Origin of the sequence: Lentzea sp. CA-135723 (genome assembly GCF_050936595.1) — a bacterium.
Taxonomy (GTDB): Bacteria; Actinomycetota; Actinomycetes; order Mycobacteriales; family Pseudonocardiaceae; genus Lentzea.
In genome coordinates this window covers 4,892,382-4,917,838 of the sequence record NZ_JBNJMK010000001.1, presented here as the reverse complement: position 1 = coordinate 4,917,838, position 25,457 = coordinate 4,892,382, and the positions used below count along the sequence as shown (strand labels likewise).

Here is a 25,457-nt window from a genome sequence, read left to right as displayed (position 1 = left end):
GCTCTAGCGGTCGTCGCGCGGCGGGCGGGGCCTGCGCTGGCCCGCGGGACGTTCGCCGCGGGCACCGTCCGGGCGCGGCCGGCGGGCGGGTGCGCCCTCGGGACGCGGGCGGCGCGGACGGTCGTCGTCGGACCGCTCAGGACGCTCGGCGCGCTCCGGGCGGGGGCGGCGCGGGCGTTCCTCGCGCGGGGCGTCCTCGTCGGTGTCCTCACGGGGGCGGCGGACCGGCTTGGAGCGTTCCTTGATCTCCGCCTTGGCCTCGCGGACCTCGTCCTTGGTCGGCCGGTTCGGGTCCTTCTGCAGGAAGATGCGCAGGACGCCGAGGCCGACCGTGACGATGGTGGTGACGGCCATGACCGGGAAGCTGTCGATCAGCGGCTTGCCCAGGCCGAGCGCCATGGCGGACAGGCCGCCCTTCTGGACGCCGCCGGTGAGCAGCACGAGCGTCGGCACGGTCACGGCCAGGATCAGCGGCGGCTGCACCATCGGCCCGAAGAGGCTGCGGCGCTGCACCAGCAGGATCGCGGCCAGCGCGCCGGCGAAGAACACGACGTTGAACGTCCAGCCGACGGTCTTGCTGGAGTTGATGTCGATGAACGCACCGATGAACGCCGGGACCAGGGCGGCCAGGATGGCCGCCCACCAGGGGATGCCCTTGAACTCGCCGAAGACGGCCCGGTAGTTCCACGGCACCGCGTCGTAGTCTTCGACATCGTCATCGAAGGCTGCTGAACGCTCGCGCAACTCACTCACGACGCACACGGTAGCCGTTCGGCCATTCGGTGTTCGTCAGTCCGTTCGTTTCTCACCCAGAAGCAACCCGCACGCACACTCCGTGCGTTTTAAGCGGACTGTTCGTCCGCCCTTCGGACGAGAGGCAGGGGCGTGGGGGTGGCGGACGCGTCCGTCAGCGGCTCCACGCTCGCCCGGAAACCCTCCAGCGCCTCCAGCTCGCGGCGCCTCGCCGACAGGAACCGCTGCAGGTGCGTGGTGGAGAGGTTGACGGCCTCGATGGCGCTGTCGGCGGCCCGGTTCGCGCGGCCCGCGGACAGCCTGACCTGCTCGACGTCCTCGGCCAGCGCGCGTTCGGTGACCGCGAACATCGCGCTCGACGCGATCACCGCGAACCCGGTCGGCCCGCACAGGAAGACACGGCGGTCGAGCAGCCAGCGCAGCAGTTCGGGATCGGTGTCCAGGGCCGCGACGACCGCGCCGTCGTTGGGGACGAACATGATCGTGCCGTAGATGGCGTCGGCCCAGCGCTGGTAGCCCTTGCCCGCCAGTTCGGCGGCACGCGAACGGATGTTGCGCACGTGCACCCGGAGCGCGTCCTGGCGTTCCTGCGGGTCGTCCGTCTCCACGGCCTCGGCCCAGGTGGCCATGGACATCTTCGAGTCGACCGGGACCGCGCGGCCGCCGCCGACGTTCAGCACCATGTCCGGCCGGACGGAACCGCCGCCCGCCACGTCCGTCTGAAGCGTGTAGTGGAGGTTTTCCCTCAGGCCGAGCGCGCGCGCCGTTTCGACGAGGACCTGTTCGCCGAGTTCGCCGCGTCCCGAAACGCTGGAGAACGCCACTTCGTAGCGTTGGAGTGCTTGCTGCTGCGAGTCGTAGCGCGCGCGTTCCGTGCTGATGGCGGCCAACGCCTCGTCGGTGCGCCGGACGCTGTCCTGGTAGAGGCGCCAGACGAACAGCAGCGCCCCGGCACTGACGAGTGCCAGGACGATCAGGGCGGTGATGATCACTGCGGTCACGGCACCGATGATGCTCCCCCAGAGATGTTGAACTCGATCGGGTGACACGCCGGGAACCCTCCCGGAGATTTGTCAGACCCCGTCTCTACGGTTGGTGCCATGCGGATCCTGCACACCTCCGACTGGCACGTGGGGCGGACGTTCCACGGCCGCGACCTGCTCGTGGAGCAGGAGTCGGTGCTGGGCGGCCTCGCTGACCTGGTGTCTTCCGAGAAGGTCGACGTCGTGGTCATCTCCGGTGACCTGTACGACCGCGCGGTGCCCTCGGCGGACGCGGTGGCGTTGTGCGCGCGGGTGCTCATGCGGATCCGCGCGGCCGGAGCGCGGATCGTGATCACGCCCGGCAACCACGACTCGGCGGCGCGGATCGGGGTGTTCGGGGAGTTCGCGGCGGCGGGCGGGCTGTACCTGCGCACGCAGATCTCGTTGCTGGACAAGCCGGTCGAGCTGGAGGACGAGCACGGACCGGTGGCGGTGTACGGGATCCCGTTCCTGGAACCGGAGCCGGCGCGGCACGTGCTCGGGGTGGCGGACAAGGGCCACGCGCCCGTGCTCGGCGAGGCGATGCGGCGGATTCGCGCCGACCTGGCATCGCGGGACTCCCGTTCCGTGGTGCTGGCGCACGCTTTCGTGACCGGAGGGGCGCCTTCGGAGTCCGAGCGCACCATCGCGGTGGGCGGCGTGCAGGACGTGTCGATGCAGGTGTTCGCGGGCGTCGACTACGTGGCCCTGGGTCATCTGCACGGGCCGCAGACGCTGGCGGAGAACCTGCGGTACTCGGGTTCGCCGCTGGCATACTCGTTCTCCGAGGCGCGGCACCGCAAGTCGGTGTGGCTGGTGGAACTGGACGCCGGCGGGCTCGTCGGCGTGGAACGGCGTGATCTGCCGGTGCCGCGCCGGCTGGCGGTGGTGTCTGGGACGTTGGCCGCGGTGCTGGAGGATCCGGCGCACGAGCCGCTGGAGGACCACTTCCTGTCGGTGGTGCTGACGGACCAGGTGCGGCCGATGGACGCGTTGCGGCAGCTGCAGAAGCGCTTCGAGCACGCGGTGCACGTGGAGTGGCGGCCGGAGCAGGGCCAGCAGCACGACATGACCTACGCGGAACGGGTGCGCGGCCGTTCCGACGAGGAAGTGGCCTGCTGCTTCGTGTCGGACGCCCGCGGTTCCGAGCCGACGGCCGCGGAGCAGGCGTTGTTGCGCGAGGCGTTCGCGTCGGTGGCGAGGGAGCAGGAGCAATGAGACTGCACCGCCTGGAGCTGACGGCGTTCGGGCCGTACCCGAAGCCCGAGGTCGTCGACTTCGACGAGCTGGGCGCGGACGGGCTGTTCCTGCTGCACGGCGACACGGGCGCGGGCAAGACGACGTTGCTGGACGCCGTGGCGTTCGCCCTGTTCGGTCGCGTGCCCGGCGCGCGCGGTGACGTGAAGAAGCTGCGCTGCGAGTACGCCGATCCCGAGGTGCCGACGGAGGTGGCGCTGGAGCTGACCGTGCAGTCGCGGCGGTTCCGGATCGTGCGCTCGCCGGAGTTCGACCGCCCGAAGAAGCGCGGCGGCGGCTTCACCACCCAGCCGGCCAAGTGCACCCTGACGTGGCTCGAAGGCTGGGACGGCGAGGGCATCACCCGCATCGACGACGTGGCGCGCGCCGTCGAGGACATGCTCGGCATGTCGTACGAGCAGTTCTTCCAGGTGGTGTTGCTGCCGCAGGGCGAGTTCGCCCGCTTCCTGCGCTCGGACACGGCCGAACGCGAGGTGCTGCTGGAGAAGCTCTTCGGCACCGAGCGCTTCCTGGACGTCGAGAAGTGGTTCCGCGACAAGCGGGTGGCGGCCGGCCGCGTGCTGGAGGAGCGGCGCAAGGGCGCCGACGAGCTGATGCACCGCGTGGCCGAGGCGGCGGGCGGCGAACCGTCCTGCGAGCCCGGCTGGCTGGAATCGGTGCTGGACCGCCTTTCCGCTGCCGTGAGCGCGGCGCGGGCGTTGTCGGAGGAGACGGCGGGCGTGGCGGACGGCGCCGACGCGTTGCTGGCCCAGGCGCGCGTGCACGCCGACCAGGTCCGCCGGGTGCGCGAGGCCCACGAGCTCCTCGCCCGCGTGGAGGCGGCGGACTCCGCCTCGTGGTTCGCCGAACGGGACGCGGCCCGCCGGGCCGTTCCCGTGGTGCCCGCCTTCGGTGAGATCGCCAAGCTCCGGCAGTCCTACGAGTTCGCCGTCCGCGACGAGGCCCAGGCCGCGGAAGCGTTGCAGCGCTTGGGATACGAGGGCTCCGCGCTGCGCGAGGACGCCGAGCGGTACCGCGAGGAGGCGGGCGGCCTGGGCGAGCTGGCCGCCGAGGCCGAACGCCAGCAGTCCGACGTGCGCCGCCTCTCGGTGCTGAAGAACTCGTCGCATCAGGTGGAACGCCGCCTGCTGGCGCTGAACGCCGACCTGGAGGTGCTGCCGGAACGCCTGGCGCAGTGCCGCCTGCACCTCGACCTGGCCGTGGAGGCCTCGGCCCGCCTGGAGTCCCTGAAGACCCGGTCCGACGCGGCACTGGCGCTGCCCGACGCCACCGCCGCCCTGGAGCGCACCAAGAAGGAGCTCCACGAGGCCATCGACGTCCACCAGAAGGCGAAGGACGTCCTCCAGCAGGTCCGCCACCAGCGCCTGGAGAACATGGCCATCGAACTGGCCGGCGCCCTGAAACGGGGCAAGCCCTGCGCGGTCTGCGGCTCCCCGTCCCACCCCCGCCCCGCCCAGCCGATGCTGGGCGGCGTGGACGCGGAGGACGAGGACTCGGCGGCCGCCGAGGAACAGACCGCGCTGGACCGCCGCAACGAGGCCGAACGCGCGGCCCACGCGGCCGAGCTCCGCATCCAGGCCTGCTGGGAGGCCCTGGGTTCGGACGAACCGTCCGCCGCCGTCGCCGAGTACCGGTCGGCGCTGGAGCTGGCGCGCACCCGCTCGCAGCGCCAGAACGAGTTCGTGGGGCTGGAGGCGAAGAGCCGCGAGCTGGGGGCCGAGAAGGCCCAGGTGGAGCAGGACCTGGTGGGGCTGCGCACCGAGCACACGTCGTTGGTGGGCGTGGTCGAGGAACGCGGGGCCCGGCTGGAGAAGGCCCGCGGCGAGCACGAGGACGTGCTGACCCGGCGCGACCACCTGCTGCGGGTCTCGTCTGCGTTGGTGAAGCTCGCGGACCGCCGTTCCGCGCGTGACGCGGCCTCGGCGCGGGTGGAGGAGCAGCAGGCGCTGGTGGCCGCGCTGGCCACGGACGCCGGGTTCGCCGACGTCGAGACCGCGCTGGCCGCCGCCCGTCCCGCGGTGAAGGTGCAGGCGTTGGACGAGCGGATCGCCGCCTGGGAACGGGCGCGCGCGTCGGCGTCGGCGACGCTGGAGGAGCTGGACGGGATCGACCCCGGCTCGTCCGTGGACGTCGGAGAGGTCTCCGCCGCGGCTTCTTCCGCTCGTGCCGCCGCTTCCGCCGCGGCCACCGGGCTGGCACGGGCCTCCGCCGCGTTCGAGCGGGTGGGGGAGCTGGCGGCTCGGTTGCGGGCCGAGTGGAAGTCGCTGGAGCCGTTGGAAGCCTCCTACGCCGAGCTGGACGCGTTGACCGACGTGATCAACGGGCGCGGGCAGAACTCCAAGAAGATGACGCTGCGGTCGTACGTGCTGGCGGCTCGGCTGGAGGAGGTGGCCGTCGCCGCTTCCGCCCGGCTGCACCGGATGAGCCAGGGTCGGTACAGCTTCGTGCACTCCGACTCGGCCGGCGCTCGGGGGACTCGCGGCGGGTTGAACCTGGACGTGCTGGACGACTACTCGGGCCGGGCCCGTCCGGCGAAGACCCTGTCCGGCGGGGAGTCGTTCCTGGCGTCGCTGTCGCTGGCGCTCGGGCTCGCGGACGTGGTGGCGAACGAGACCGGCGGCGCGTTGCTGGACACCCTGTTCGTCGACGAGGGCTTCGGCACGCTGGACTCGGACACGCTCGACATCGTCATGAACACGCTGGACGAACTGCGCGCGGGCGGCCGGGTCGTCGGGCTCGTGTCGCACGTGGAGGAGCTGCGGCAGCGGATTCCCACCCGGTTGAGGGTCCGCAAGGCGCGTTCAGGATCCACGCTGGAGGTCTCGCTCGGTTAGCCTCGGCCGGTGCTGTCCCACGTGGAAATCACCGCGCGCGTCGCCCTGACCGAGGCCGCCCACTTCGGGTGGTCGAACAGGCTGGAGTACTCGCACGACTGCTTCGTGTGCGGCCGCACCGGCCGCACCGTCAGCCTGCGGCACGGCGCGACGCACGGCGTGTGCCACTCGTCGCAGACCGCCCTGGACTGGCAGGACGAGCAGGCCGCGCGGGGCAGCCACCCGGCGCCGATCCGCGTCACGGGCTTCGACGTCAACGGCAGCGGCGCGACCCGCGAACTGCGGTGCAGGCTGTCGTTCTGGTGGTCGCCCTTCGCGGACGCGGAGCGGGGCCAGGCCGAGGGCGGCGAACTGGGCGCGGGGCCGTGGGTCCGGCTGTTCTACCGCGTCGGCTGCCACGCCTGCCGCGACGCCGGCGAGGCGGACTGGTTCAACGGCGAGCAGTCGGTGCAGACCAACGCCGTCCTGCCCGTCGCCAGGCCGTGCACGAGGTGCGGCACGGACCTGGTGACGATGACAGGACGCCCGGAGATCACGCTCGTCGGCTAGCTCTCGTGGGCCAGCAGCCACTGCTTGACGTCGAGGCCCCACCGGAACCCGCCCAGGTTGCCGCCGAGCCGGATCACCCGGTGGCACGGCACGAAGAGCGCCGCCGAGTTGCGGGCGCACGCCGAGGCCGCCGCCCGGATCGCCGCCGGGCGCCCGGAGAGTTCGGCGTACTCGGAGTAGGTGACGGGTTCGCCTGCCTTCACGGTGCGCAGGACGTCCCAGGCGTGGTTGAGGAACGGGCCCGACTTCTGGCGGACCGGGATCGTGTCGATGGCCGTCAGGTCGCCCTCGTGGTAGGCGACTGCCGCCTTGGTGACGTCGCCCAGGTCCGGGCGTTCGGTGATGTCCGTGGGCATCAGGGTGGCGTGGATCTGGGGGGTGAGCAGGGCCAGGTCCGCGGTCCAGCCGCTGGCCAGGACTGCTCCGTCCGGGGCGACGATCGCGGTGAACGGGCCCGCCGGAGTGTCCACTGTGGACGTGTGCGCGACGGTCATGATGATGTTGCTGCCTTCCTCGTCAGATGTGCTGCCGCGTAGGAGCGCCAGGGACGCCATTGGCGGCCGTCCTGGGTCAGGTGTGCGGGGAGCGCCAGGACGTCCGGGGCGCCCAGGACGCGCATGGCCACCTCGTCGGCCACTTCGGCGCCCGCGGCTCTGGTCAGTTCTTCGGTCAGGTCTTCCTGGGTCCGGCCCACGTCGACGGCGAGTCTGCCGGTGGCCAGTGCCTCGGTCAGCGGGTGGTCCGCGGCCGAGTAGAGGTGGGTGAGGGAGCCGTCCGGGATCTGCAGCGGGACGCCCGCGAACGGGGCCACCAGGCGCAGGAGGGTCTCGGCGCCGTCGACGCTGCCCGGCACGCGGATGCCCGGGGTGGCCTTGACCAGCGGGCCGATGGCCGGGTCCGCGCCCAGGAACGTGTCCACGGCCACCGGGTCGGCGTCGAGGTCCAGGAGGCGGCGGACTCGTGCCACGGCGGTGCCCAGGTCCCGCACGTCGGCGAGGCGCAGGGAGCAGAGGACGTGGTCCGCGGGGAACGTCAGGCGGACCGTCGCCTCGCCGTGGGGCAACGCCAGCGTCCTCGCGTAGGAGTCGGCGGTGACCTCCTCCACGCCGGGGAGGGCGTGGGCGCGGAAGTGGATCAGCAGGCCCTCCGCGTCGAACGGCGGGCGGTACGGCAGGCGCAGGACGATGCGGCCGGGCGTGCCGACCGGCGCCTTGCCCCTGCCCCGCATGTCGGACGGGGTGGAGGCGAAGACCATGCGGATCGTGTCGTTGAACTGGCGCACCGACGCGAAGCCCGCGGCGAACGCGATGTCGGCGAACGGGAGTTCCGTCGTCTCGATCAGCAGGCGGGCCGCGTGCGCCCGGTGGGCGCGGGCCAGGGCGAGCGGGCCCGCTCCCAGTTCGGAGGTGAGGACGCGGGTGAGGTGGCGTTCCGAGTAGCCGAGCTTCGACGCGAGGCCCGTCACGCCGTCGCGTTCCACGACGCCGTCGCTGATCAGGCGCATCGCCCTGCCCGCGAGGTCCGCGCGGAGGTTCCACTCCGGCGAGCCGGGGACGGCGTCGGGCAGGCAGCGGCGGCAGGCGCGGAAGCCCGCCGACTGGGCGGCGGCCGCCGTCAGGAAGAAACGGCTGTTGCGGCGCTTCGGGGTCACCGCGGGGCACGACGGGCGGCAGTAGATGCCGGTCGTCTGGACCGCGTGGATGAAGCACCCGTCGAAACGGGCGTCACGTGCGGAGCACACCCGGTACGCGTGTTCTTCGTCAATGACCATGCCAACGATCCTGCCAGCGGGAACGGCCGTTGGCTCGCGGGAATCGGACACGACCGTCGGCTGCCGTAGACTCGCTCCCCGTGAGTTTGACCCTCGGTATCGTCGGCCTGCCCAACGTTGGCAAGTCCACCCTCTTCAACGCGCTCACGCGCAACGACGTGCTCGCCGCGAACTACCCGTTCGCGACCATCGAGCCGAACGTGGGCGTCGTGCCGCTGCCGGACGCGCGCCTCACCAAGCTCGCTGAGATCTTCAGCTCCGAGCGCGAGGTGCCCGCCGTCGTGTCGTTCGTCGACATCGCGGGCATCGTCAAGGGCGCGTCGGAGGGCGAAGGCCTCGGCAACAAGTTCCTCGCGAACATCCGCGAGGCGAACGCGATCTGCCAGGTCATCCGCGTCTTCGACGACCCGGACGTCGTGCACGTCGACGGCCGCGTCGACCCGTCGAGCGACATCGAGACGATCAACACCGAGCTGATCCTCGCCGACCTCCAGACCCTGGAGAAGGCCATCCCGCGCATCGAGAAGGAGGCGCGGATGCAGAAGGACCGCCGCGCCACTCTCGAGAACGCCAAGAAGGCCAAGGACATCCTCGACTCCGGCCGCACGCTGTTCTCCGCGCAGTCCGAAGTGGACGGTGAGCTGCTCCGCGAGCTGTCGCTGCTCACCACCAAGCCGTTCCTCTACGTCTTCAACGCCGACGAGGGCGTCCTGAGCGACGAGGCGCGCGTGAAGGAGCTCCGCGAGCTCGTCGCCCCCGCCGACGCGGTCTTCCTCGACGCCAAGGTGGAGTCGGAACTGCTGGAGCTCGACGAGTCGGAGGCCCTGGAGCTGCTGGAGTCGATCGGCCAGTCCGAGCCGGGCCTGCACGCCCTCGCCCGCGCCGGCTTCCACACGCTCGGCCTGCAGACCTACCTGACGGCGGGCCCGAAGGAGGCGCGCGCGTGGACGATCCCGCAGGGCGCCACCGCCCCGCAGGCCGCCGGCGTGATCCACACGGACTTCGAGAAGGGCTTCATCAAGGCCGAGGTCGTGTCGTTCGACGACCTGGTGGCCTCGGGCTCGAAGGCCGACGCGAAGGCGGCGGGCAAGGTCCGCATGGAGGGCAAGGACTACGTGATGGCCGACGGCGACGTCGTCGAGTTCAGGTTCAACGTGTAGCGTTTTCGCAGGTCAAGCGGGCTCTGGGTCGGTTTCGGCGCAGGGCCCGTTCGCGTTCCCGGCCGGTGCCCGCACTCCCGCCTAGACTCTCGGCCGTGATCGTCGAGTACCGCGTTCTCGGGCCGTTGGAGGTGCTCCTCGACGGCGCGCCGGTCGTCGTTCCCGCCGGTCGCGGCCGGGTATTGCTCGCCACGCTCTTGTTGCACCCCAACGAGTTCGTGTCGGTCGACGAGCTGGTCGACCGGGTGTGGGACGGTAGCCCGCCCGATGTGGACCGTGCGCACAAGACGTTGCAGACGGTCGTGCTGCGGTTGCGGCAGTCGTTGGGGGCGGCCAACTGCGTCCGGACGTCGGTGCGCGGGTACCAGGCCGAGGTCGATCCGGAACGACTCGACCTCACCAGGTTCCGGCGGCTCGCGGCGAAGGGGGCGTACCGCGAGGCGTTGGAGCTGTGGCGTGGACCGGTGCTCGCGAACGTCAGGTCGCACTCGCTGCACGGCGAGGAGGTGCCGAGGCTCGTCGAGGAGCACGTCGTCGCGCTGGAGCGCCGGATCGACGCGGACCTCGCCCGCCTCACCGACGTCCTGGTGCCGGAACTGCGCTCGCTGGTCCGGCAGCACCCGTTGCGGGAGACCTTCTGGGCACAGCTGCTGCTCGCTCTGCACGGCGCCGGGCGGCAGGCGGACGCGCTCGCGGCCTACCAGGAGATCCGCACGCTCCTCGCACGTGAGCTCGGCGTCGAGCCCGGCGCGCGGCTGCGGCTGGCGCACCAGCAGGTGCTCACGGGAGAGGCCGCCGAGAGGGCGCCGGTGCCCCAGCAGCTCCCGGCCGTGCACCCGCACTTCGTCGGCCGTGAGGACGAGCTGCTGCGGCTGACCGAGATGGTCGAGGTGCGGCCTGGTGAACCCGTGCTGATCTCCGCGATCAACGGCATCGGCGGTGTCGGGAAGACCGTGCTCGCGGTGCGGTGGGCGCATCAGCTGGCCGGCCGCTTCCCCGACGGCCGGCTGTACGTGAACCTGCGCGGGTTCGACCTGCGCGCGGAACCGCTTGATCCCGTCGCGGCCGCCCGCGACTTCCTCGTGGCCCTCGGGGTGCCCGCGCGGGAGGTGCCCACGTCCGACGAGGCGGTGATCGCGGCGTACCGGACGAAGCTGGCCGAGCGCCGGGTGCTGGTGTTGCTCGACAACGCGCGGGATGCGGAGCAGGTGCGCCCGCTGCTGCCCGGTGACGGCGGCAGCCTGGTGGTCGTCACCAGCCGCAACCAGCTGAGCGGGCTCGTCGTGCGGGAGGGCGCCCAGTCCGTCGCGCTCGACGTGATGGACGACCAGGCGGCGACCGACCTGCTGACCGGACGCGTCGGCGCGGCACGGGTCGAGGCGGAGAAGGACGCCGCGTCCCGGCTGGTGGAGCGGTGCGCCGGGCTGCCGCTGGCGCTCGGCATCGTGGCCGCCCGCGCCGCCTACGGAGACTCCCTCACGGCACTCGCGGACGAACTGGAGCGGGAACGGCTCGGCGCGCTCGACGTCGACGACCCCGCGACCGGCGTCGCCGCGGTCTTCTCCTGGTCGCTGAGGTCGGTCAGCGACACCGCCGCCAGGGTGTTCACGGCACTGGGCGCCCATCCCGGTCCCGAGCTCAGCGCGGAAGCGGCCGCGAGCCTCGCCTCGGTGCCGTCCGCCGTGGCCAGGCTCGCGCTGGACGAACTGGTCGCGAGCAGCCTCGTCGCCGAGCCCGACGCCGGTCGGTTCACCCTGCACGACCTGCTGCGCGACTACGCCGCTGCCCGCTTCGGCGACCTGCCGCCGCAGGAGCGGACCGAAGCGCGACAACGCATGTTCGACCACTACCTGCACAGCGCGCTCGCGGCGAACCGGGTCATGGAGTCCTACGTCGTCTGGACGCCGCTCGCGCCCCCGGTACCCGGTGCCGTGGTCATCCAGCCGCCGGACGGGCTGTCGGCGAAGGCCTGGATCCTCCTCGAACACAGGGTGTTGCTGGGGGTGCTGCGCGACATGGTCACCGCCGGCGCGGACGACCTCGTCTGGCGGCTCGCCTACACGCTGCACCTGACGCTGCTGCGCGAGGGGCACCTGGCCGAGCTCGAAGCCGCGGAGCTGCTCGCGCTGGACGCCGCGCGACGGCGCGACGACGTGTTCGGCAAGAAACGCATGCAACGGGCGCTCGCCGGGGTGAACATCTCGATGCGCAACTTCGCCGTGGCCGAGACCCACCTCTTCGACGCGCTGAGCGGCGAAGAGGAGATGGGCGACCTCGACGGCCAGGCTGAGATCATCCGCGGTCTGGCGCACGTCTACGAGGAGACTGGGCAGCACGATCGCACGATGCAGGTGCTGGGGTCGCTGCACCCGAGGATCGCCGAGCTCACCCTGCGCCAGCGGGCCTTCTTCCTCGGGGCGTACGGCAGAGCCCACCACCGCGTGGGCAGGCTGGAACGCGCGCTCGAACTCTGTCTGGAGGCGCAGGCGCTGTTCGCCGAGTTCTCCCACGCGGGCCAGCCGACCATGCCGGAGGCGAACAACATCGAGTCGATCGCGGACCTCTACGCGGAACTGGGCCGGTACGAGGAGGCCGTCGCGCACCACCGCGCCAGCATCGAGGTGTTGCGGGCGATGAACCATCACCACCACATCGCCAACGGGCTCGTCCGTCTCGCGAAGCTCAGCACCGCGGAGGGAGAACCCGCGGCGGCCAGGGAGATGCTCGCCGAGGCGCTCGCCGCCTACGAGCGGCTCGACCGTCCGGAGGCAGCCGAGGTCAGAGAGCTGATCGCGGCTCTGCCGGACGCGGGAACGCCCATAGACTCGGAGACGTGATCGTCGAGTACCGCGTGCTGGGGTCGTTGGAGGTGCTCCTCGACGGCGCGCCGGTCGTTGTTCCCGCCGGTCGCGGCCGGGTGTTGCTCGCCACGCTGTTGTTGCGCCCCAACGAGTTCGTGTCGGTGGACGAGCTGGTCGACCGGCTCTGGGACGGCAGCCCGCCCGATGTGGACCGTGCGCACAAGACGTTGCAGACGGTCGTGCTGCGGTTGCGGCAGTCGTTGGGGGCGGCCAACTGCGTCCGCACGAGGACGCGCGGTTACACGGCGGAGGTCCACGACGGACAGCTCGACCTCGCGCGGTTCCGGAGCCTGACCGCGCGAGGCGAGCACCGCGCCGCGCTGGACCTGTGGCGCGGCCCCGTGCTCGGTGACGTCCTGTCGGAGTCGCTGCACCGCGCCGACGTGCCGCCGATCGAGCTGGAACGGGTCGTCGCGCTGGAACGCCGGATCGACGCCGATCTGGCCGGTGCCACCGACGTGCTGGTGCCGGAGCTCCGCTCGCTGGTGCGGCAGCACCCGGCGCACGAGACGTTCTGGGCCCAGCTGATGCTGGCGTTGCACCGGTCGGGGCAGCAGGCGGAGGCGCTCGCGGCCTACCAGGAGATCCGCAAGCACCTCGCCGACGAACTGGGCGTCGATCCCGGCGCACGGCTGCGCGAGGCGCACGAGCAGGTCCTCGCCGGTGACGCGCCCGCGGCACCGGACGTGCCCCGCCGGCTCCCGCCCGCGCACCCGCACTTCGTCGGCCGCGAACAGGAGCTCGCCGCCCTGACCGAGATGCTCAGGTCGAGGCCGGGCGAGCCCGTGCTGATCTCCGCGATCAACGGGATCGGCGGCGTCGGCAAGACCGCCCTCGCGCTCCAGTGGGCGAACCAGGTGGCGCACCGCTTCCCGGACGGCCAGCTGCACGTCAACCTGCGCGGCTTCGACACCCTCGCTGACCCGGTGGCCCCGTCGGTGGTGGCCAGGGACTTCCTGCTGGCGCTGGGCGTCGCGGCGAAGGACGTCCCGCCGCCCGGCGACGCCCTGGTGGCCGCCTACCGGTCGGCGTTCGCGCGGCGCCGGGTCCTGCTGCTGCTCGACAACGCTCGTGACGTCGACCAGGTTTGGCCGCTGCTGCCCGGTGGCACCGGCAACCTGGTGCTGATCACCAGCCGCAACCGGCTGACCGGGCTCGTCGAACACGAGAGCGCGCATCCCGTCGCTCTCGACGTGATGGACGACCAGGCGGCCGTGGACCTGCTGGCCGAACGCATCGGCAAGGAGCGGATCACCGCCGAAGCCGACGCGGTCCCGCTGCTGGTCGAGCGGTGTGCCGGGCTGCCGCTGGCCCTCGGCATCGTGGCCGCTCGCGCCGCCTACGGGGACGAGCTCACGACTCTCGCGCAGGAGCTGGACGCCGAACGGCTCGGCGCGCTGGACGTCGACGACCCCACGACCGCCGTGCGCTCGGTCTTCTCCTGGTCGCTGCGTTCGGTCAGCGACCTCGCCGCCGAGGTGTTCGTGCTGCTCGGCCTGCACCCAGGACCTGACTTCACCGCCGAGGCGGCGGCAAGCCTCGCCGGGTTGCCCGTCGCACGCACGGAGGAGGTCCTCGCCGAGCTCGTGGCGGGCAGCCTGGTCGACGTCGGCAGGGACGGCCGGTACACGCGCCACGACCTGCTGCGGGACTACGCCGCCGAACGAGCGGCCGCGCTGCCGGCAGATCCGCGCACCGAGGCCCTGAACAGGATGTTCGGCCACTACCTGCACACGACGCTGAGCGCGAACGGGGTGGTGGAGCCTTTGGTGACCTGGACGCCACTGGCACCTCCGCCGGAGTGGGCGGTGCTCGTGCCGATAGCGGACCGCGCAGCCGCCTTCACCTGGTACGACGCCGAGATCCAGGTGTTGCTGGGCGTGGTGTCCTCGATGGTGTCCGCAGGGGAGGACGACCTCGCCTGGCGGATGGGTTACGTGCTGCACCGCGACCTGATGAACCGAGGTCGCTTCGCCGAGGCGGAGTCCGCCGAGCTGCTCGCGCTGGGCGCGGCGAAGAGGCGGGACGACGTCTTCGGGATGGCCAGGCTGCACCGCTCGCTGGCCGGAGTGCTGATCGCGCGGGGCGACTTCACCAGGGCAGAAGAACAGCTGAGCGCCGCCATGCGGTGTGAGGAGCTCCTGGACCGGCCGGAGGGCCTTTCGATCGTCGTGCGCGGGTTGGCTTACGTGCGTGAGTTGCAGGGCCGTGACCCGGAGGCGCTGGACGCCCTGTTGACGCTGCTGCCGACCCTCGAGCAGCGGACCATCTACGAACAGGCCATGTTCAGCGCCGCGCTCGGCCGCGCGTACCACCGGACGGGGGACGACGTGCGCGGACTCGAGCTCTGCGTCAGGGCTGACGTTCTGATGGACGAACAGGAGCTCGCCGCGCTGGCGGATCCGGCGGCGACGAACAAGCGGGCGATCGGTGACATCCGGCTCCAGCGCGGCGAACACGCGGAGGCGATCCGTCAGTACGGGACGGCTGCCGAGATCTACCGGAACGTGCGGAACAGGCCCGACCTGGCCGATGCGCTGGTCGAGCTGGGTACCGCTCACCTGGCGGCGGGCGACCGCGCGTCGGCGCGCGAGGCGTTCACCGAGGCGTTGGCCGTCTACGAGGACCTCGGTGACGAGAAGGCGGCTTCTGTCCGGGAGCGAATTTCATCGGAAACCGATGTATGACGCGAGGTTTGTACCTACCTCCGACGGGTACCTCTACACCAGGATTCCCCACCTGGAGGTTGGAATGATCGTCCTCGGTCTGATTCTGCTGGTCGTCGGATGGCTGATGGGTATCAGCATCCTGACGACGCTGGGCGTGGTGCTCCTGGTGATCGGCGCGATCCTCGCCGTCCTCGGCGCGGTCGGCAAGCCGATCGGCGGCCGGGCGCACTACTTCTAAATCGCCGTTCCCCCTCCCCCTCGGAACGGTGAAGGGGCCAACCTCCTTTGTGGAGGTTGGCCCCTTCTTTTTGTCTCACAACGGTTTTACACGTGGTTCTTCGCGCGCGCGGCAGCCGCGAACACTCCGAACGCGACCCCCAGCATGGCCAGAGCGGCGACAGCGGCGACGACGACATCAACTGACATGATCGAAAAAACTCCCTCTTGCGATCTCTCCCGTTCAGTTGACGCCGGGGTACCCCGTTCCGTTGCCTCGGGTAACGTTTTCGGGGTGAAACTCCGTGCTGTGGAAGCGCGTGTGCTCTCCGTAGCACCGTGGTTGCTCGCGTTGTCGGTCGCCGGCCACCTCTTCATGGTCGCGTTCCAGGCGAAGATGACCATGATCGACCTGCTGGTGTACCGCAACGGGTCGCCGCACCTGTTCTCCGGCGACCTCTACGAGTGGCGGCTCGACCAGTACGCGGACGTGTTCCCGCTGCCGTTCACCTACCCGCCGTTCGCGGCGGCGATCTTCACGCCGATGAGCTGGGTGCCGTGGGAGGCGTCGCGCTGGATCTGGCAGCTGATCTGCCTGGGCTGCCTCTACTACATCGTGCACGTCACCCTGAAGCTGTTGAAGCTGCAGGACCCGCGCCGCGTGATGATGTGGACCGCGCTGACGCTGTGGATCGAGCCGGTCCGCACCACGCTCAACTACGGCCAGATCAACCTCGTGCTGGTCGCGATCCTGATCGGCACGCTCGCGAGCGCGCGCAACTGGGTCGGCGGCGCCGGGGTGGGTTTCGCCGCGGGCATCAAGCTCACGCCCGCGATCTCCGGGCTGTACTTCCTCATCCAACGCCGGTGGATGGCCGCTGTGTGGTCGTTCGTCGCCTTTGTCGTCGTTTACGGCATCGGGTGGGCGATCTCGCCGTCGCAGTCGGACAAGTTCTGGTTCCAGCTGCTCGGAGATGCGAGTCGCGTCGGCCCGGTCGGCAGCGCGATCAACCAGTCGCTGCGCGGCGCGCTCAGCCGGACGTTCGGCTACGACGTGAAGACCGGGCCGATCTACATCGTCGCCGTTCTCGTCGCGGCGGCGTTGACGTGGTTCGCGGTCAGCAGGACCAAGGACGCGCTGGCGTTGATCGTCAGCGTCCAGATGCTCGGCCTGCTCGTGTCGCCGATCTCGTGGAGCCACCACTGGGTGTGGATGGTGCCCGCCCTGTTGTGGCTGGTCTACGAGGGCGGACACCTGCTCTGCAAGATCACCGCCGGCCTGTGGGTGCTGCTGACCGGCGGCTACCTGATCTCGTTCCTGCTGCTCGCCCAGCCGAACATCTGGGACTTCCCGCGGCCGTTCGTCTTCGTGGTGCTCGGCTGGGGTTATCCGGCCGCTGGCCTGCTCACGCTGGTCGCGATCGGGCTAGCAACCCGGCGTCAGAGGGACGATCTGCTGCCCGGCGATGAGGAAGCTGCCGACGGCGAACCCAGCCGAGTCGCCGGCTGACGCGGGCTTCCAGGAGTTGCGGGCCGCGGTCCAGCCGAGCAGTCCGTCGGCGTCGAGCGCGGTCAGCAACGCCTGCCAGCCCTTCTGGACGTGCGGCAGGTAGGTCGCCCGGTCGAGCACGCCCGCGTTGACGCCGGCCGCGATCGCGTAGGTGATCATCGCGGTGGCCGCCGAGTCCTTGCCGGTGGCGCCCCAGAAGCCGTCGTGGTGTTGCAGGAGCTTCAAGGTTTTGAGGCTCTTCGCCAACGTCCTGGCGTACTCGGCGCGGTACGGGTGGTCGGCCGGGAGCGCGAGCACCGCCTTGGCGAGGCCCTGCACGGCCCAGCCGTTGGTCTGCACGTTCAGGCTCCACAGCCCGGTGAACTCGTTGAACGTCCGCGCCTTCAAGGCTTTGTACGACTTGAACGAGTAGTCGAGCATCGCCTTGTCGTTGTCCGCCAACGCGATCCGCGTGAACGACGGCAGCGCCATGTTCAGCGCGTCCGGCCGCTGCCAGTGGTTCTTCCCGTCCTGCACCTGGGCGCGCAGGTTGTCGCGCAACGGTTGCAGCACCTCGGGTTCCGGGTGGAAGTACGCCACGTCGAGGTACGGCTCACCGGTCGCCTGCGCGTCCGGGGCGAAGGGGTTGGCGGGGTCGACCGGCAGCAGGTACCTGTTCGCCTGCACCCACGGCCACGTCTTGTGGTTGCTGATCCCGGTGGTGCGCACCTGGGCGAGGTTGCCGACGTGGAACTGCGCGTTGGACCAGGTGTTCGCGGCCTGGTCCGTGCCGTGATCGACCCAGGCCTGGCTGGCCTTGATCATCGTGTCCGTCACGGCACAGGGCACGGCCTGGGCCGCGGTCGGAATTACGGCAAAACTCCCGGCCAGAACCAGGGAGAAAAGTGATGTGCGCAACCGCATGAGGGTGTTCCCTCTCATTTCCGCGGGCGGCGGCAGCGCACATCTTGACCGAATCAGCCCAGCGCGTCCAGGACCCCGTCGATTTCCTCGGCGAGGGTCACGTCGAGCGCGGTGATTCCTCCCTTGTAATGCGTGGACAGGCGAAATGTCAGTGTCTTGTAACGGATGTCGACGTCCGGGTGGTGGTTGTCGTTCTCGGCGATCTCCGCGATCCGGTTCACGACCATGATCGCTTTCGCGAAGCTCTCCAGCTCCACGGTCCTGACCAGTGCCGCGTCCTGGGCGGTCCAGTCGGGCAGCTTGGGCAGCACGTCGTTCAACTGATCGTCGCTCAACAGCTCGGCCATGTCCTGATCGTCCCATCACGTGACGTAAGCTGCGCGTTTACCACGGGAGTCCGGTGAAGCGCCGGGCTGAGAGGAGGGCTCGCAAGCCCTCGACCGTCCACCTGATCCGGGTCATACCGGCGTAGGGAGAGGTCTGATGAGAAGGATTTTGGCTGTTTGTGCTGCTCTCGTACTGGCCGGTTGTTCGGCCGGGACGTCGACCGCACCCCAGTCGCACGAGGTCACGCTGGTCACGCACGACTCGTTCGTGGTGAAGCCGGAGGTGCTGGACGAGTTCCAGAAGTCCTCTGGCATCACGGTGAAGCAGATCGCGAGCGGTGACGCGGGCGAGCTGACGAACAAGCTGGTGCTGACCAAGGCGAACCCGATCGGCGACGTCGCGTTCGGCGTCGACTCGACGTTCGCGTCGCGCGCGCTGAGCGAGGGTGTTTTCGCCGAGTACGCCTCGCAGGAGGCGTCGAAGGGCGCCCAGCGCTACCAGGCCGATTCGAGCAACCGCCTGCACGCGGTCGACGTCGGTGACGTGTGCCTCAACATCGACCCGGCCAAGCTCGGCGGCAACGAGCCGAGGTCGTACGAGGACCTGGTCGACCCGAAGTTCAAGGACATGCTGGTCGTCGAGAACCCGGCCACGTCGTCGCCCGGTCTCGCGTTCCTGCTCGGCACGGTCGCGAAGTTCGGCGAGAACGGCTGGCAGGACTACTGGACGAAGCTCAAGGCCAACGGCGTCAAGGTCGTGAGCGGCTGGGAAGAGGCCTACAACCAGGAGTTCTCCGCCACCAAGGGCACGCGGCCGATCGTCGTGTCGTACGCGTCGTCGCCGTCGGCGGAGGGCGGCAGGACCAAGGCCGTGCTGGACACCTGCTACCGCCAGGTCGAGTACGCGGGCGTGCTGAGCGGGGCCAAGAACCCCGAGGACGCGAAGAAGGTCCTCGACTTCCTGCTGGGCGAGAAGTTCCAGGCCCAGGTGGCCGAGCAGATGTACGTGTACCCGTCACGTGAGGGCGTCGCGCTGCCCGAGTCGTGGGCCAAGGACGCTCCGTTGCCCTCGTCGCCGCAGTCGTTGCCGGCGGACGAGGTGAAGGACAACCGCGAGGCTTGGGTCGAGCAGTGGCGCAAGCTGGTGCAGGGCTGAGTGGTCGTGGGGACGGGCCGGGTCGCGGCAGTTCGGCCGGGCCGGGTCGCTCCGGCTTGAGCGAGCCCGGCGCCGGCCGGTCTGCGGGGCGGGGTCGCTCCGGCCCGGGTGAGTCGGGCGGCGGTGGCCGGTCGGCGGCGAGCGGTCGCCTCGGCCTGATCCCCGCGTGGTGGGGCTGGTCCGCCGCGGCGTTGCTGCCGCTGGCCTTCCTCGCCCTCTTCTTCGCCTGGCCCGTCCTCGCGATCGTCACCCTCGGCCTGCGCGAAGGCGGTGTGCTCGCCACCATCGCCTCCGCCGACACGTGGGAGCTCGTCGGCTTCACCCTCGGCCAGGCAGCGGCCTCCACCGTCGTGGCGGTCCTCGCGGGCATGCCGCTCGCGTTCGTGCTGGCCCGCTGCAGGATTCGCGGGCTCGGCGTGATCCGGGCCGCCGTGATGGTGCCGTTCGTGCTGCCGACCGTGGTGGTGGGCCTGGCTTTCCGGACGTTCTGGCCGGACGGCGGGGTGCTGCCGATCGTGCTGGCCAACGCCTTCTTCAACGTCGCCGTGGTCGCGCGGACCGTTGGCGGGCTGTGGGCGCACACGGATCGCCGTGCCGAGGACGCCGCACGGGCGTTGGGGGCGTCACGGCCGCGGGCGTTCCTCTCCGTCGTGCTGCCCGCGCTGGCACCGGCGATCGGGTCGGCGGCGGCGGTCGTGTTCCTGTTCTGCGCCACCAGTTTCGGCGTCGTGCTGGTGCTGGGCGGGTCGCGGTACCGGACGTTGGAGACCGAGATCTACCTGCGGACCGTCGAGCTGTTCGACCTGTCCGGCGCGGCGGCGTTGTCGCTGTTGCAGTTCGCGGCGGTGCTCGCGGTGCTGGTGCTCGGGGCGTTGGCGCGGAGGCGCAGGGAGACGGCGCTGGCGTTGCGCGGGCGTGAGGAGCTGGCGCGACGGCCGAGCGGCGGTGAGTGGTACGTCGTGGGCGCGGCTTTCGCCGTGGTGGCGGCGTTGTTGCTGCCGGTGGTCGGGCTGGTGACGCGGTCACTGTCCACTCGGGACGGATGGAGCTTCGCCGGGTACGTGGCGCTGAACAGCAGGGGTGACCGCGGCACGCTGGCGGTGACCGGGATCGACGCGGCGCTGAACTCGTTGCGCACGGCCTTCGACGCGACGCTGGTGGCGTTGGTGGTCGGGGTGTTCTCGGCGGTGGTGCTGGTCGGGTTGCGGCGGTCGGGGGCGCGGTTCGCCGAGGTGCTCGACACGGCGTTGATGCTGCCGCTCGGGGTGTCCGCCGTGACGATCGGTTTCGGGTACCTGATCACGATGGACGCGTTGCCGGGCGACTTCCGCACCTCGCCGTTGCTGGTGCCGCTGGCGCAGGCGCTGGTGGTGACGCCGCTGATCGTGCGGATGGTGCTGCCGGTGCTGAGGGCGGTCGACGAACGGCTGCGGCAGGCGGCGGCGACGCTGGGCGCCTCGCCCGCGCGGGTGTGGCGAGAGGTGGACCTGCCACTGGCCGGACGGTCGCTCGTCGCGGCCGCCGGGTTCGGGTACGTGGTGGCGCTGGGGGAGTTCGGGGCGACGAGCTTCCTGGCGCGGCCGGACGCGCCGACGTTGCCGGTGGTGATCGCGCGGCTGATGTCGCGGCCGGGGGAGTTGAACAGCCAGATGGCCTACGCGGCGTGCGCGCTGCTGATGGTCGTGACGGTCGGGTGCGTGCTGCTGGTCGAACGGCTGCGCGTGCCGAGCAGCGGGGAGTTCTGATGGCACTGGAACTGGACTCGATCACCGTCCGCTATGGACAGATGACGGCGGTGTCGGACGTGTCGCTCGAAGTAGCGGACGGCGAGGTCGTCGCGTTGCTCGGGCCGTCGGGCTGCGGCAAGTCGACGTTGCTGCGCACGGTGGCGGGGCTCGAGAAGCCGTCTTCCGGTGCGGTGCGGTGGGATTCCGCCGATCTCGCGGGCGTTCCGGTGCACCGGCGCGAGTTCGGGCTGGTGTTCCAGGACGGGCAGCTGTTCCCGCACCGGACGGTCGCCGGGAACGTGGCGTTCGGCCTGCGCATGCAGAAGGTCGACCGCGAGGAGCGCGACAAGCGCGTGCTGTCGTTGCTGGAGCTGGTGGGGTTGGAAGGCTATGCCGACCGCCGCGTCACCCAGCTGTCCGGCGGCGAACAGCAACGCGTGGCTCTCGCACGCGCGTTGGCGCCGTCACCCCGCTTGCTGCTGCTGGACGAACCGCTGTCGGCGCTCGACCGGGCGTTGCGCGAACACCTCGCCGTCGACCTGGCCCGCCTGCTGCGCGAGGCCGCGACGACCGCCCTGGTCGTGACGCACGACCACGACGAGGCCTTCACCCTGGCCGACCGCGTGGCGATCATGTCGCGCGGCCGCGTCGTCCAGGTCGGTCCGCCGGCCGAGGTGTGGTCGTCCCCGGTCGACGTGGAGACGGCGAAGTTCCTGGGCTGCAACAAGTTCGTGCCGGGCTCGTTCGTCGGACTGGACGTGGAACGCGTCGGGCTGCGCGCCACGGCACTCAGGGTCGACCCGAACGGCCCGCTGGAGGGCACGGTCGTCGAACGCGTGCACCGGCGCGACCACGTGCGGCTGCTGGTGGAGATCGGCGGCGAGGAGTACGAGGCCGTGGGCCCGGTGTCCGTCGGCGACCGCGTGCGCATCGCAATTGACTTGGACGGCGTCGCACGGGTCGGGTAGGCATGGAGTCCTATGGGACTTCTTGAAGGACGCGTCGCACTGGTCACGGGCGTGAGCAGGCGGCAGGGCATCGGGTACGCCATCGCGAAGCGCCTGTCCGGCCTGGGTGCTGAGGTGTTCGTGCAACACCACGTCGCGCACGACGCGGGACAGCCGTGGGGCGGCGATGACGTGAACGAAGTGCTGGGGGACCTCGGTGCACGAGGGCTGGGCGTCGACCTGGCGAGACCAGAGGCGCCGGCAGAGCTGATGGCGGCTGCGATCGAGGTGCACGGCCGGGTCGACGTGCTGGTGTGCAACCACGCGCGATCCGGCGGCGACGGCTCGCTGGCCGAGGTGGACGCGGCCAAGCTCGACGAGCACTACGCCGTGAACACCCGCTCGTCGATCCTGCTGGCGCAAGCGTTTGCCCAGCAGTGGACCAGCGCGGACGGCGGACGGATCGTGTTCATGACGTCCGGCCAGAACCTCGGCCCGATGCCGGGAGAGGTGGCCTACGCGGCCTCGAAGGGAGCGTTGGCGGCGATCGTCGCGACGCTCTCGCACGAGCTCGCGGACCGGGGCATCACCGTCAACGCGGTGAACCCCGGCCCGACCGACACCGGCTGGGCCGGGCCGGAGCTCGAAGCTTTCGTGAACGAACGGATGCCGCTCAAGCGCTGGGGCCGGCCGGACGACGCCGCCCGGCTGATCTCCTGGCTGTGCACCGACGACGCGCAGTGGATCACGGGTCAGGTGCTGAACAGCGAGGGCGGCTTCCGCCGCTAGGGACGGAAGCCGCCGTTCTTAACTGTCCTTCGTGATCAGACGGATGGCCGCGAGGCCCGTGCCGATCAGCAGGTAGCACCCGGCGAGCAGCGTGCTGTCGCCGATCTGGTCCCACGGGATCGGGTCGCGCATCACGTCGACCAGCCCCGGGAAGCCCGTCGTGATCAGGAACGGGTGCAGCCAGTCGAGCGACGAGAACTGGCCGAGCACCTGGAACACGATGATCGACACCATCGTCGCCGCCTGCACCACGAGCGGGTGTTCGGTGGTGGCGGAGACGGCGAGGGCGACCGCGCCGACCGCCACCATCTGGAACGTCACCAGCACCACGAACAGCGCGATGCGGACCAGGCCCTCACCTGTGGAGAGGGTGGTGCCGGACAGCGTCGCCATGCCGTCGGAACCGAGGAACGCGGTACCGGCGATGATGCCGACCACGGCCATCAGCGTGACGGCGAAGAGCGACATCGCGGTCAGGCCGAAGAGCTTCACGAACAGCAGCCGCACCCGTGAGACCGGGGCGACGAGCAGGCCGCGCAACGTGCCGTGCTGGGCCTCGCCCGCCAGGCCGTCCGCCGCCCAGATCGACGCCACCAGCGGCAGCAGCAGGTTGAGCGACAGGAACAACGTGAAGATCGGCACGACCAGGCCGTTGCCCTGGATGATCGCGGCGATACCGGGGCCACCGCCGCCGTCCTCGCCCGCGGTCCAGATGCCGAAGCTGATGACGATCGGCACCAGCATCAGGCCGACCAGGCCGATCAACGTGCGCGGGCGGCGGAGCATCCACCGCACCTCGGAGGCGAACTGACGCGTGATCATCGGCGTCCCCCGTCCAGAGTGTCCACAGCGGACATCCCGCGCTCGGCCTCCTCGGCGTCGGTGAGCCGCGCGAACAGCTCCTCCAACCCCGTCTTCCAGCGCGTGGCCTCGAAAACGCGGGCCTCGCCCTTCACGAGCGTCTCGATCACCTGCGGCGCGCTCGTCCCCGCGAGCTCGACGCGCAGTCCGTCACCCAGCGGGCGAGCGGAGATCTTGGCCTGCCGCAACGCGCTCAGCGCCTTCTCGACGTCCGGGGTGATCACCTGGAGCGCCGAACCGCCCGCCTGCAGCAGTTCGGTCAGTTCTCCCTGCGCCACCACGGTTCCCCGGTGCAGGACGGCGACGTGCGTGCAGGTCGCCTCCACCTCGCTCAGGAGGTGGCTCGACACCATGACCGTGCTGCCGGCCGCGTGCAGGTCCGCGATGACCTTGCGGATCTCCCGCGTGCCTGCCGGGTCGAGGCCGTTGGTCGGCTCGTCGAGCACGACCAGCTTGCGCGGCACGAGCAACGCCGCGGCCAGGCCGAGACGTTGCTTCATGCCGAGCGAGTACCCCCGGAACCTGCGGTGGGCCGCCTGGGCGAGCCCGACGCGTTCGATGGCGTCCTCGACCGCCTGCTTGATCTCCTTGCGCGGCAGCAGAGGCTCGAACGCGGCACACCTGACGAGGTTCTCCCGTCCGCTGAGGAACGGGTGGAACCCCGGACCCTCGACCAGCGCGCCCACGTGCGGAAGTGACTGCTCGGCTCCCTCTGGCAACGGCCTTCCGAGCAGTTCGATCTCCCCCTGCGTGGGGCGGACCAACCCGAGCAGCATCCGGATCGTGGTCGTCTTGCCGGACCCGTTGGGGCCCAGCATGCCGAGCACGGCTCCTTCCGGCAGCTCCAGGTCGACGCGGTCCACGGCGACCGTGCTCCCGTACTCCTTGCGCAGACCCTTGGTCCGCGCGGCGACAGCGGTCTTGGCAGGCGCTGTCGCCGGCGCGCTGGTCGAGGTGGTCACTTCACCTGTCCGATCGTGTCGAACAGCACCTGCTCGGGAACGGCGCCCGCGACCACGCGGCCGTCGTCCGCGATGAGGATCGTGGCGACCTTCGTGGTGAAGATCTGACCGCTACCCCAAGTGCCGCTGACCTTCTTCGTGAACTTGTCGACCAGGCCCTGCGCCTCGGCCGGAACCTGGGTCATGGCCTCGGCCGGAATGCGCGCACCGATGACCGTGTCCCAGCCCGTGCCGAAGATCTGCGGGTCCTTGCCCTGCAACGCCTGCTCGACACCAATTCCGGGCTTCCGGCCCTCTTGCTGGTTGGCCTCGGGCGTGGTGACCTTGGCGTTGGCGGGCGGCGTGAACTCGAACAGCTTCGCGTCCTGCGGGCCGACGTTGATCTCGCTGAAGCCGACCGTGCCCGCGGGCTCGCTCGTGCCGTTGGTGAGCACCTGGACGCGCAACGGCATCTTCAGCTCCGAGTCGACGGCGATCCGCACCTCGCGGATCAGCGTCTTCTCGGTGGCCTTCGGGGTCAGCACCAGCTCGTAGGCGGCACGGTTCGCGACCCGCGCGGTGCCGTCGACGGAGATGTCGCTGAACTCCTTGGTCATGCCGACGACCTGCTTGGCCGCCTCGGCCGGGTTGACCGACTCCGACTTGTCCTGCGAAGGCCGCGGCTGGTCGGCCTTGTGCTCGGACTTCGTGACCTCGTTGTCGGCGGAGTTCCACGACCAGGTGGTCGTGCCGTCGTCGACGATGGTCTGCTCGGACTGGCCGTTCGGCAGGGCGGCGCGGAACTTGCCGTTGCCGTCCGTCCAGATCCGCGCGCTGTGCTTGCCGTCGGCGAGCTGCGGGATCTCGGCGATCGACGGGAGACCGAGCTTGTTGTCGACCTCCACGGTGCCGCCGAACGCGCCGGGCTTGCTCGTGAGCACCTGCTCGACGAGCGACTCGGCGGACACGTCGGGCAGGGTGGGCGGCTGGCCCGCACCCGCCGGCATGGCGAGCAGGCTCAGGCCTGCCACACCGGTGATCACACCGGCCGCCGCAGCGGCCAGGGTCACCTTTCGCTTGTTCATCAGTGGTTCCCCTCCTCCAAGGGCTTGTACCCATAGCTTGGTGGTGGGTTGCTGAGATGGTGCTGAGACTACGCCCACCTGCGGTTTTGTGCCCGGAACGCGATGGTTTCTGAGAGTCGG

General features: G+C 70.6%; 21 protein-coding genes. 12 read left to right on the top strand and 9 right to left on the bottom strand.

Going from position 1 to position 25,457, the window contains the following annotated elements; all coding sequences use genetic code 11:
• Positions 1 to 3: 3 nt before the first annotated feature.
• Together ACQEU1_RS22200 and ACQEU1_RS22195 are read right to left on the bottom strand one after the other, a co-directional pair.
• Positions 4 to 753 (bottom strand): DUF6542 domain-containing protein, encoded by a 750-nt coding sequence (locus tag ACQEU1_RS22200; RefSeq protein WP_433204824.1) that lies wholly within the window; start codon positions 751 to 753, stop codon positions 4 to 6.
• An 89-nt stretch (positions 754 to 842) separates the two neighbouring features.
• A complete protein-coding gene (locus ACQEU1_RS22195; RefSeq protein ID WP_433204821.1) occupies positions 843 to 1,754 on the bottom strand; it encodes a DNA recombination protein RmuC in 912 nt (303 codons plus the stop codon).
• A gap of 99 nt (positions 1,755 to 1,853) precedes the next feature.
• Here ACQEU1_RS22195 and ACQEU1_RS22190 point away from each other — a divergent pair, with 99 nt between their 5' ends.
• From ACQEU1_RS22190 to ACQEU1_RS22180, 3 genes are read left to right on the top strand one after another with little or no spacing between them, the layout of a single operon-like run.
• Positions 1,854 to 2,993 (top strand): exonuclease SbcCD subunit D, encoded by a 1,140-nt coding sequence (locus ACQEU1_RS22190; RefSeq protein ID WP_433204818.1) that lies wholly within the window; start codon positions 1,854 to 1,856, stop codon positions 2,991 to 2,993.
• Complete coding sequence (locus tag ACQEU1_RS22185) at positions 2,990 to 5,866, top strand: AAA family ATPase (RefSeq protein ID WP_433204815.1); 2,877 nt, start codon at positions 2,990 to 2,992, stop codon at positions 5,864 to 5,866. The genes ACQEU1_RS22190 and ACQEU1_RS22185 overlap by 4 nt, the downstream gene beginning before the upstream one ends.
• A gap of 9 nt (positions 5,867 to 5,875) precedes the next feature.
• On the top strand, positions 5,876 to 6,415 hold the full coding sequence (locus ACQEU1_RS22180) for a hypothetical protein (RefSeq protein ID WP_433204812.1): 540 nt from the start codon (positions 5,876 to 5,878) through the stop codon (positions 6,413 to 6,415).
• Here the strand turns inward: ACQEU1_RS22180 and ACQEU1_RS22175 are convergent.
• Both ACQEU1_RS22175 and ACQEU1_RS22170 read right to left on the bottom strand, forming a co-directional pair.
• The gene (locus tag ACQEU1_RS22175) at positions 6,412 to 6,909 is read right to left on the bottom strand and encodes a methylated-DNA--[protein]-cysteine S-methyltransferase (protein WP_433204809.1); all 498 of its coding nucleotides are present in this window, start codon (positions 6,907 to 6,909) and stop codon (positions 6,412 to 6,414) included. The genes ACQEU1_RS22180 and ACQEU1_RS22175 overlap by 4 nt on opposite strands.
• Positions 6,906 to 8,186: a bifunctional transcriptional activator/DNA repair enzyme AdaA gene (locus tag ACQEU1_RS22170; protein WP_433204806.1), complete on the bottom strand. Its 1,281-nt coding sequence runs from the start codon at positions 8,184 to 8,186 to the stop codon at positions 6,906 to 6,908. Before ACQEU1_RS22170 ends, ACQEU1_RS22175 begins: the two co-directional genes overlap by 4 nt.
• An 80-nt stretch (positions 8,187 to 8,266) precedes the next feature.
• Here ACQEU1_RS22170 and ychF point away from each other — a divergent pair, with 80 nt between their 5' ends.
• The 5 genes from ychF (at position 8,267) to ACQEU1_RS22145 (ending at position 16,602) form a co-directional block, all read left to right on the top strand.
• Positions 8,267 to 9,346: a redox-regulated ATPase YchF gene (ychF, locus tag ACQEU1_RS22165; protein WP_433204801.1), complete on the top strand. Its 1,080-nt coding sequence runs from the start codon at positions 8,267 to 8,269 to the stop codon at positions 9,344 to 9,346.
• A gap of 95 nt (positions 9,347 to 9,441) precedes the next feature.
• On the top strand, positions 9,442 to 12,183 hold the full coding sequence (locus ACQEU1_RS22160) for a BTAD domain-containing putative transcriptional regulator (protein ID WP_433204798.1): 2,742 nt from the start codon (positions 9,442 to 9,444) through the stop codon (positions 12,181 to 12,183).
• Complete coding sequence (locus ACQEU1_RS22155) at positions 12,180 to 14,894, top strand: BTAD domain-containing putative transcriptional regulator (RefSeq protein WP_433204795.1); 2,715 nt, start codon at positions 12,180 to 12,182, stop codon at positions 14,892 to 14,894. Before ACQEU1_RS22160 ends, ACQEU1_RS22155 begins: the two co-directional genes overlap by 4 nt.
• 64 nt (positions 14,895 to 14,958) lie before the next feature.
• Entirely contained in the window at positions 14,959 to 15,114 is a 156-nt protein-coding gene (locus ACQEU1_RS22150) for a DUF6131 family protein (RefSeq protein WP_089909616.1), read from the top strand.
• Between the two features lie 300 nt (positions 15,115 to 15,414).
• On the top strand, positions 15,415 to 16,602 hold the full coding sequence (locus ACQEU1_RS22145) for a mannosyltransferase (RefSeq protein WP_433204791.1): 1,188 nt from the start codon (positions 15,415 to 15,417) through the stop codon (positions 16,600 to 16,602).
• Here the strand turns inward: ACQEU1_RS22145 and ACQEU1_RS22140 are convergent.
• Together ACQEU1_RS22140 and ACQEU1_RS22135 are read right to left on the bottom strand one after the other, a co-directional pair.
• The gene (locus ACQEU1_RS22140) at positions 16,519 to 17,418 is read right to left on the bottom strand and encodes a glycoside hydrolase family 88 protein (RefSeq protein ID WP_433204788.1); all 900 of its coding nucleotides are present in this window, start codon (positions 17,416 to 17,418) and stop codon (positions 16,519 to 16,521) included. The two genes, ACQEU1_RS22145 and ACQEU1_RS22140, sit on opposite strands and share 84 nt — an antisense overlap.
• A gap of 140 nt (positions 17,419 to 17,558) precedes the next feature.
• Positions 17,559 to 17,852, bottom strand: coding sequence for a 4a-hydroxytetrahydrobiopterin dehydratase (locus ACQEU1_RS22135; RefSeq protein ID WP_433204785.1), 294 nt, complete (start codon positions 17,850 to 17,852; stop codon positions 17,559 to 17,561).
• Positions 17,853 to 17,988: 136 nt separating this feature from the next.
• Between ACQEU1_RS22135 and ACQEU1_RS22130 the strand changes: the two genes are divergently transcribed.
• The 4 genes from ACQEU1_RS22130 (at position 17,989) to ACQEU1_RS22115 (ending at position 22,450) form a co-directional block, all read left to right on the top strand.
• Complete coding sequence (locus tag ACQEU1_RS22130) at positions 17,989 to 18,987, top strand: thiamine ABC transporter substrate-binding protein (RefSeq protein WP_433204782.1); 999 nt, start codon at positions 17,989 to 17,991, stop codon at positions 18,985 to 18,987.
• 155 nt (positions 18,988 to 19,142) lie between these two features.
• Positions 19,143 to 20,732 carry an ABC transporter permease gene (locus ACQEU1_RS22125; RefSeq protein WP_433211657.1) on the top strand — a complete coding sequence of 530 codons (1,590 nt, stop codon included), beginning with the start codon at positions 19,143 to 19,145 and terminating at the stop codon, positions 20,730 to 20,732.
• On the top strand, positions 20,732 to 21,682 hold the full coding sequence (locus ACQEU1_RS22120; protein ID WP_433204775.1) for an ABC transporter ATP-binding protein: 951 nt from the start codon (positions 20,732 to 20,734) through the stop codon (positions 21,680 to 21,682). The genes ACQEU1_RS22125 and ACQEU1_RS22120 overlap by 1 nt, the downstream gene beginning before the upstream one ends.
• 12 nt (positions 21,683 to 21,694) lie before the next feature.
• Complete coding sequence (locus tag ACQEU1_RS22115; RefSeq protein ID WP_433204772.1) at positions 21,695 to 22,450, top strand: SDR family oxidoreductase; 756 nt, start codon at positions 21,695 to 21,697, stop codon at positions 22,448 to 22,450.
• Positions 22,451 to 22,468: 18 nt separating this feature from the next.
• Here the strand turns inward: ACQEU1_RS22115 and ACQEU1_RS22110 are convergent, their stop codons facing one another.
• Genes ACQEU1_RS22110 through ACQEU1_RS22100 form a run of 3 tightly spaced genes read right to left on the bottom strand, consistent with a single transcriptional unit; the run spans position 22,469 to position 25,337 of the window.
• The gene (locus ACQEU1_RS22110; RefSeq protein ID WP_433204769.1) at positions 22,469 to 23,272 is read right to left on the bottom strand and encodes an ABC transporter permease subunit; all 804 of its coding nucleotides are present in this window, start codon (positions 23,270 to 23,272) and stop codon (positions 22,469 to 22,471) included.
• Positions 23,269 to 24,273 carry an ABC transporter ATP-binding protein gene (locus ACQEU1_RS22105; protein WP_433204766.1) on the bottom strand — a complete coding sequence of 335 codons (1,005 nt, stop codon included), beginning with the start codon at positions 24,271 to 24,273 and terminating at the stop codon, positions 23,269 to 23,271. Before ACQEU1_RS22105 ends, ACQEU1_RS22110 begins: the two co-directional genes overlap by 4 nt.
• Positions 24,270 to 25,337 carry a LolA family protein gene (locus ACQEU1_RS22100; RefSeq protein WP_433204763.1) on the bottom strand — a complete coding sequence of 356 codons (1,068 nt, stop codon included), beginning with the start codon at positions 25,335 to 25,337 and terminating at the stop codon, positions 24,270 to 24,272. The genes ACQEU1_RS22105 and ACQEU1_RS22100 overlap by 4 nt, the downstream gene beginning before the upstream one ends.
• Positions 25,338 to 25,457 lie beyond the last annotated feature (120 nt).